The 6,298-nt window shown below is 70.0% G+C and carries 5 protein-coding genes and 1 pseudogene; 3 read left to right on the top strand and 3 right to left on the bottom strand.

Annotation, left to right across the window (positions count from 1 at the left end; translation table 11 throughout):
• Both IJH84_RS12920 and leuA read right to left on the bottom strand, forming a co-directional pair.
• A pseudogene (locus tag IJH84_RS12920) lies at window positions 1–293 on the bottom strand (hypothetical protein); the annotation flags it as partial.
• Window positions 294–351: 58 nt separating this feature from the next.
• Window positions 352–2,139 (bottom strand): 2-isopropylmalate synthase, encoded by a 1,788-nt coding sequence (gene leuA, locus IJH84_RS12915; protein WP_295144520.1) that lies wholly within the window; start codon window positions 2,137–2,139, stop codon window positions 352–354.
• A 250-nt stretch (window positions 2,140–2,389) separates the two neighbouring features.
• Between leuA and IJH84_RS12910 the strand changes: the two genes are divergently transcribed.
• The 3 genes from IJH84_RS12910 (at window position 2,390) to IJH84_RS12900 (ending at window position 5,259) form a co-directional block, all read left to right on the top strand.
• A complete protein-coding gene (locus IJH84_RS12910) occupies window positions 2,390–2,671 on the top strand; it encodes a hypothetical protein (RefSeq protein ID WP_200068674.1) in 282 nt (93 codons plus the stop codon).
• A gap of 174 nt (window positions 2,672–2,845) precedes the next feature.
• Entirely contained in the window at window positions 2,846–3,232 is a 387-nt protein-coding gene (locus tag IJH84_RS12905; RefSeq protein WP_200068209.1) for a hypothetical protein, read from the top strand.
• A gap of 137 nt (window positions 3,233–3,369) precedes the next feature.
• Entirely contained in the window at window positions 3,370–5,259 is a 1,890-nt protein-coding gene (locus IJH84_RS12900) for an FUSC family protein (RefSeq protein ID WP_295144515.1), read from the top strand.
• A 43-nt stretch (window positions 5,260–5,302) separates the two neighbouring features.
• Here the strand turns inward: IJH84_RS12900 and IJH84_RS12895 are convergent.
• Window positions 5,303–6,298: aminotransferase class V-fold PLP-dependent enzyme (locus IJH84_RS12895; protein WP_295144512.1), on the bottom strand; the 996-nt coding region annotated here is incomplete at its 5' end.

The following is a 6,298-nucleotide window of genomic DNA, read 5'->3' as shown; positions in this document are numbered from 1 at the left end:
TCTTCGGCTTCGGTGGTGAGCCGGGCGAACAGTTCAGGTTCGGCGTGCACTTCGGCGGTGTGCCGCCACTCGGTGATGAGTTGAGCGGTCGCAGCCGCAGCCGGATCGTCGGCCGAGTCCGCGGTCCGCAGTGACTCTGCGAGTTCCGCTACGAACGTGCGGGCGTCTTCAACAGGCAGCGGGCGGGTCCACGGTAAGGCCGCTGGCGCGGCATCGAGCAGCGAGCTCACCGGAGCGTGCTCACGTCGCACCATGGCGACGAATGTCTGTTCTGTATCGGAGAGCTCGCCCATGAGCACTCTTTGTACATAATCCGGCCCCTCCCACGCGGGAAGGGGCCGGACGCTCAGGTCAGCGGTTGGCGCGGTTGATCGCGGAGACGACTGCGCGCAGGGACGCCGTGACCGTGGAGGTGTCGATGCCGGCGCCCCAGAAGATCTCGTCGCCGACCGCGCACTCCAGGTAGGAGGCGGCGCGGGCGTCGTCGCCCGCGGTGAGCGCGTGCTCGTTGTAGTCCATGACTCGCACGTCGTAGCCGATGGTGCTCAGCGCGTCGACGAACGCGGCGATCGGGCCGTTGCCGGAGCCGGTGATCTCCTGTTCGGTGCCGTCCACGACGACCTTCGCGGCGATGGACTCGTTGCCCTCCCCGCCGGTGAAGGAGCGGCTGATCAGCTCCAGCGGCGTCCGCGGCTGCAAGTACTCCTCGGAGAAGACCTGCCACATCACCTCGGGGCTGACCTCGCCGCCCTCGGAGTCGGTGCGGGCCTGCACCAGCTTGGCGAACTCGATCTGCAGCTTGCGCGGCAGGTCGAGCTGGTGCTCGCTCTTCATCACGTAGGCCACGCCGCCCTTGCCGGACTGCGAGTTGACCCGGATCACGGCCTCGTAGCTGCGGCCGACGTCCTTGGGGTCGATCGGCAGGTACGGGACCTCCCAGCGGTGCTCGGCCAGCTCGACGCCTGCCCGGTCGGCCTCCACCTGCAGCGCGTCCAAGCCCTTGTTGATCGCGTCCTGGTGGCTGCCGGAGAACGCGGTGTAGACGAGCTCACCGCCCCACGGGTGCCGCTCGTGCACCGGCAGCTGGTTGCAGTGCTCCACGGTCCGCTTGACGTGGTCGATGTCCGAGAAGTCGATCTGCGGGTCGACGCCCTGGCTGAACATGTTCATGCCCAGCGCGACCAGGTCCACGTTGCCGGTGCGCTCGCCGTTGCCGAACAGGCAGCCCTCGATGCGGTCCGCGCCCGCCTGGTAGCCCAGCTCCGCGGCGGCGATGCCGGTGCCGCGGTCGTTGTGCGGGTGCAGCGAGAGGATCACCGAGTCGCGCCGGGACAGGTTGCGGTGCATCCACTCGATCGAGTCCGCGTAGACGTTCGGCGTGGCCATCTCCACCGTCGCGGGCAGGTTCAGGATCACCGGTTTCTCCGGCGTCGGCTGCAAGATCTCGGTGACCGCGTCGCACACCTCTACGGCGTAGGACAGCTCGGTGCCGGTGTAGGACTCCGGCGAGTACTGGAACCGGAAGTCGGTGTCGGGGTACTTGCCCGCGTACTCCAGCGCCAGCTCCGCGGCCGTCGTGGCGATCTTCTTGATGCCCTCGCGTTCCTCCCGGAACACCACGCGGCGCTGCAGGATCGACGTCGAGTTGTAGAAGTGCACGACCGCGCGCGGCGCTCCCTCCAGCGCGGCGAAAGTGCGCTCGATCAGTTCTGGGCGGCACTGCGTGAGCACCTGGATTCGCACGTCGTCCGGGATGGCGCCGTCCTCGATGATCTCCCGGACGAAGTCGTAGTCGGTCTGGCTGGCCGCCGGGAAACCGACCTCGATCTCCTTGAAGCCCATCTGCACCAGCAGCTCGAACATCCGGCGCTTGCGGGCGGGCGACATCGGGTCGATCAGCGCCTGGTTGCCGTCGCGCAGGTCCACCGCGCACCACAGCGGGGCGCGGGTGATGCGGTTGTCCGGCCAGGTGCGGTCCGGTACCGATACGTCCTCGACCAGCTCGTGGAACGGCCGGTAGCGGTGGAACGGCATCGAGCTGCCCTGCTGCGGGTTCCACGGTGCCTGGTCGGCCGGGGCGGTCCGGGAAGGTTTGCGGACATCGCCGGTGAAGGGGGCCTGCGGCTCTTGCGAAGTCATCTGCTCGTCTCCTGCTGGTTGGCGGCTGAGCCTGGCGACCGGCAGGTTGCTACCCCGCGACGAGGGGCCGGTCTGTCAGACCCCGTCGCGGCGGCGAAGCAGGAGAACGCGAGCCACGACGGCCAGGTTAACCGCGAGGTCCGCCCGCGATGCAACCAGGTATCCCACATGTTGAGCGAACCGCTGCGCAGCGCGGCGCTGCGGCGATCGGGGGATCGGGGGCCTGGCGGCGGCGGGCAGACTGAAGATCATGGCTGCGAAGAAGAAGGGATCCGGGATCGGCACGCTGATCACCGGTGTGGGATTCGTGTTCGCCGTGATCTTGGTGCTGCACATCATCTCGGTGCTGTTCAAGATCCCCGCCGAGAACGGGTTCATCGACTCGGTGCACCAAGCCGCCGAGCCGCTCGCGCTGTTCTTCCCGGGGCTGGTGCAAACCGGGAACTCGCAGCTGCAGGTGCTGGTCGACTACGGCCTCGCCGCCGGGTTCTGGGTCCTCGTGACCAGCCTGCTGGCCCGCGCTTTCGGCTGAGCGCCGAATGCGGCCGACGATGCTTCACGAACGATTCAGCCGATGGGGCGCAGAGCTTCCCTGCGCGGGGCAACCTCGAGGCTTCCCGAGCGGCCGGGTCCGGGCCCGCGTGCTGCGGGCCCGGCCGCCTACCGGTTGGTAGCTTTCTGTGTGGCCGCGTGCCACACTTCCGGCATGTCGGAGAACGTCGGTGGAGTGACCACCGGTGATCAGGACGGCGACCGGCCCAACGGAGGGCGACGACGGCTGCGGCAGTCGTACGACTGGGCGAAGGCTCGGGCGCGCGTCGTCGGTGTGCTGTCCGCGGTGGCCCGCTGGGTCGGGACGCTGATCGCGCTGCTGCTGGTGCTGCGAGTCGTGTTCACCCTCGGTGGTGCCAACCCGGACAACGGCATCACGCGGTTCATCACGGAATGGTCCGATCCGCTCGCGCTCGGATTCTCCGACCTGTTCACGCCGGCCGATCCGCAGCTCGCGGTATTGGTGAACTACGGGATCGCCGCGCTGTTCTGGCTGTTCATCACGTCCATCGCGGTGCGGATCATCAACGCCTTCGCTTGACCCCAACCGGTGATGTGACGCACCGCAACGTGTGACGCTTGCACATCGCAGTTCTGCTTGCCACGCAGCGGCGTGACAATGCACGAACCCAGCCGCTCGGCGTGGAGCGCGCCAGTCCCACCAGGGAAGGGATGTGCGTGACACAGAGCGATGCGATTCCCACCGCGACCCGGAATTCCCGCGCGCCGCTGCCCGCGTGGCTGATCAGGATGCTGCGTCCCGCGCCGCTGCCGCTGGACTGGACCCGGATCGTCGCGGCCGCCGTCGGCATCGGCGGGCCTGCGGTGGTCGGTATCGCGGTGCAGCGGATGGAGCCGGCCGTGCTGGTGTCGGTCGGGGCGTTGTGCGTCAGCTTCTCGGACCTCACCGGTTCCTACCGATATCGCACGAAGCGGGTCGGGCTGACCGTGCTCACCGGCGGTTTCGGGTTCGCAGCGGGGGTGCTCGCGCCGGGGCCGGTGTGGTCGGCGGTCGTGGTGGTCGCGGTGTCGATCCCGTCGGTGCTCTCCAGCCGGGTCAACGACCTGTGCGCGGCGGCGGGCGCGCAGATGCTGACGTTCTGCGTGGTGGCGACCGGCCACGTCTCGACGGGGATGCCCCCGAACGAGCAGATCGCCTGGTTCGTCACCGGTGAGTTGCTGCTGCTGGCGATGGTCGCGGCCACCTGGCCGTTCCGGCGCACCGCGCCCGCGCGCGCCGCGGTCGCGCGGGTCTTCGACGCGCTGCTGAGGTTGTTCGACGCGGCGGGCACCGGCGCCGCGATCGGCGCGCGGCAGAACCTCACGAAAGCGCTCAACGGAGCGCACGACATCCTGCTCGGCGGCGCATCGGTTTCCCGCAGCCGGGTGCACGACCGGCTGTACGTGATCCTGGCCCGGGCGACGCCGGTGGTCGAGGCGTCGGTCGCGCTGGCGCACTCGGGGAGCAGGCCGTCCGGCGAGGCGCTCGCGGCGCTGCGCAGCATCGCCTCGTGCGTCCGAAGTGGACAAGCGTTGCCGCGGTACCGCCCGGCGCCGAGCGGTTCGGTGGTGGAACACGCGCTGGACCAGGGCATCGCCGACCTCATCGATGCGTGGCTGCGCGTGAAGAGCGCCGACGAGCCGGTGTTCCAGGAACGGCTCGGCCCGCGCGAACACTTCCGGCTCTGGCGCAGCAACATCAGCATCGGGCGCACCGGGTGGCTGCTGGCGGTGCGAATGGTGCTGTGCCTGGCCGTCGCCGAAGGCGTCGGGCTGGCGCTGAACTTCGAGCAGTCCTACTGGATCGCGATGACCGTCGCGCTGGCGCTCAAACCGAACTCCGGCTCGGTGTTCGCCCGCACCGTGCTGCGCGGATTCGGCACCGTGGTGGGGGTTCTGATCGCCAGCGTGCTGCTGGCCGTCATTCCGGCCGGGTGGCCGCTGGCGGTGATCACGGTGCTGCTCGCTGCGTTCGTGCCGGAAGCGCTCAGCAGGCACTACGGGATGTTCACCATGGTCGTGACGATCGTGGTGCTGGTGCAGATGCACCAGAGCGAGCTGTTCATGGACCAGCTGCCGGTCGTGCGGCTGGTGGACTCGCTGCTCGGCTGCGGGATCGTGCTGCTCATCGGCTACCTCATGTGGCCGCCGGGGCGCAGCCCGGACCTGACCGGCAAGCTCGCGGGGGCGGTGGAGACGGTCTCGGAGTACGTGTCGCGGTCGCTCGCCGGCCGCGAGCAGGGCCGCTCGACGCTGCGGCGGCGCACCTACCGCGAACTGTCGGACCTGCGCGCGACGCTGCAGCAGCAACTCATGGAACCGGCTTCCATCGGGCGCAACGCGGAAGTGTGGTGGCCGTCGATCATCCTGCTGGAACGGCTGGTGGACGCCGCTACCGGGCGTGCACTGCTGATCGAGCGCGGCGGCGACGACCTGCGGCTCGACCACACCCAGCGGATCGTGTCCACGATGCGCACCGCCGCCCGGCAGCTGCGGATCCAGCCGGACGCGCCGGCGCACGTGCTGCGCAACCGGCTCACGGACGTTTACACCGAGGTCGTGTCCTGAACCGGCGGCACCGGACCGCGCGCGGTGGCCGGGTTCGTGGCTCCTAAGTGGACAGATCCTGCAGGACGTCGCGGAAGCGGGTGGCGGCCTCGCGGACGTCGACGTAGCGCAACCACAGCGGGGCGAAGCCGAACCGCAGCGTGCCCGGTTCCGGGACGTCGACGACCACGCCCCGGCCGAGCAGCGCCTGCGCCACCTGGTGCGCGTGCCGGTGCCGCACGCAGACGTGCGGTCCGCGGCGGAGCCCTGCCGGGATCGGCACCGGATCCGCACCGGGCGCGTCGGCCAGGCAGCGCAGGAAGAACTCGGCCAGTCCGGCCGCTTTCGCCTCCAACGCGGCGGGCGAGGCACCGGTGAGCGCGGAAAGACCGGAACGCAGCTCCGAGAGCGCCAGCGTCGACGGTGCGCCGGGGAACGCGTCAGCGCCTGCCGCCTCTTCGTGCCTGTCCCGCGCGAGGTACGAGAACCCCGGCGCGCCGGAACCGCCGCCGAGGTAGCGGTGGCCGCAGCCGATCGCGAAGTCGGCGCCCCACGAGCCCAGGTCGATCAGCATCGCGCCCGCCGAATGGCTCAGATCCCACAGCGTCAGCGCGCCGTGCCGGTGCGCCAGCTCGGTGATCGCGGTCGCGTCCCGCACCGCGCCCGATTCCGGGTCGACGTGCGACAGCGCCAGCACCGCCACCCGGTCGTCGAGCAGCTCCGGCAGGTCGTCCAGTTCGTCGAACAGCCGCAGCTCGCAGCCGGCGATGTCGGCGGCCGAACGGGCCAAGTAGTGGTCGGTGGCGAAGCAGAACTTGCCGACCGCCAGCACCGGTCTGCCCGGCCGCATCCCGGCAGCCCGCAGCAGTGCGCTGAACAGGTTCATCGAGGCGGATTCGGCGACGGCCACCTCCGATGGCAGCGCGCCGATCAGCGGTGCGATGCTCGCGGCGGCCAGCCGGGCCTGCTTGCGGCGGCCGCCGTCGGTTCCCGCGCGGTGATCCCAGCGGTGCTCGACGAACTCGCGCAGCTTCGCCGGAGTGGACCGGGTGCGCGGGCC

Origin of the sequence: Saccharopolyspora sp. (assembly GCF_017434145.1) — a bacterium.
Lineage (GTDB): Bacteria > Actinomycetota > Actinomycetes > Mycobacteriales > Pseudonocardiaceae > Saccharopolyspora_C > Saccharopolyspora_C galaxeae.
The sequence above is the reverse complement of the archived record's forward strand: the minus strand, read 5'-3'. Positions and strand labels throughout refer to the sequence as shown.

What these genes read in the sequence shown, in the direction of transcription:
- IJH84_RS12910 (WP_200068674.1), top strand. Translation starts at nt 2,390, where the DNA reads ATGGCTGCGAAGAAGAAGGGATCCGGGATCGGCACGCTGATCACCGGT.
- leuA (WP_295144520.1), bottom strand. Translation starts at nt 2,139, where the DNA reads ATGACTTCGCAAGAGCCGCAGGCCCCCTTCACCGGCGATGTCCGCAAA.
- IJH84_RS12905 (WP_200068209.1), top strand. Translation starts at nt 2,846, where the DNA reads ATGTCGGAGAACGTCGGTGGAGTGACCACCGGTGATCAGGACGGCGAC.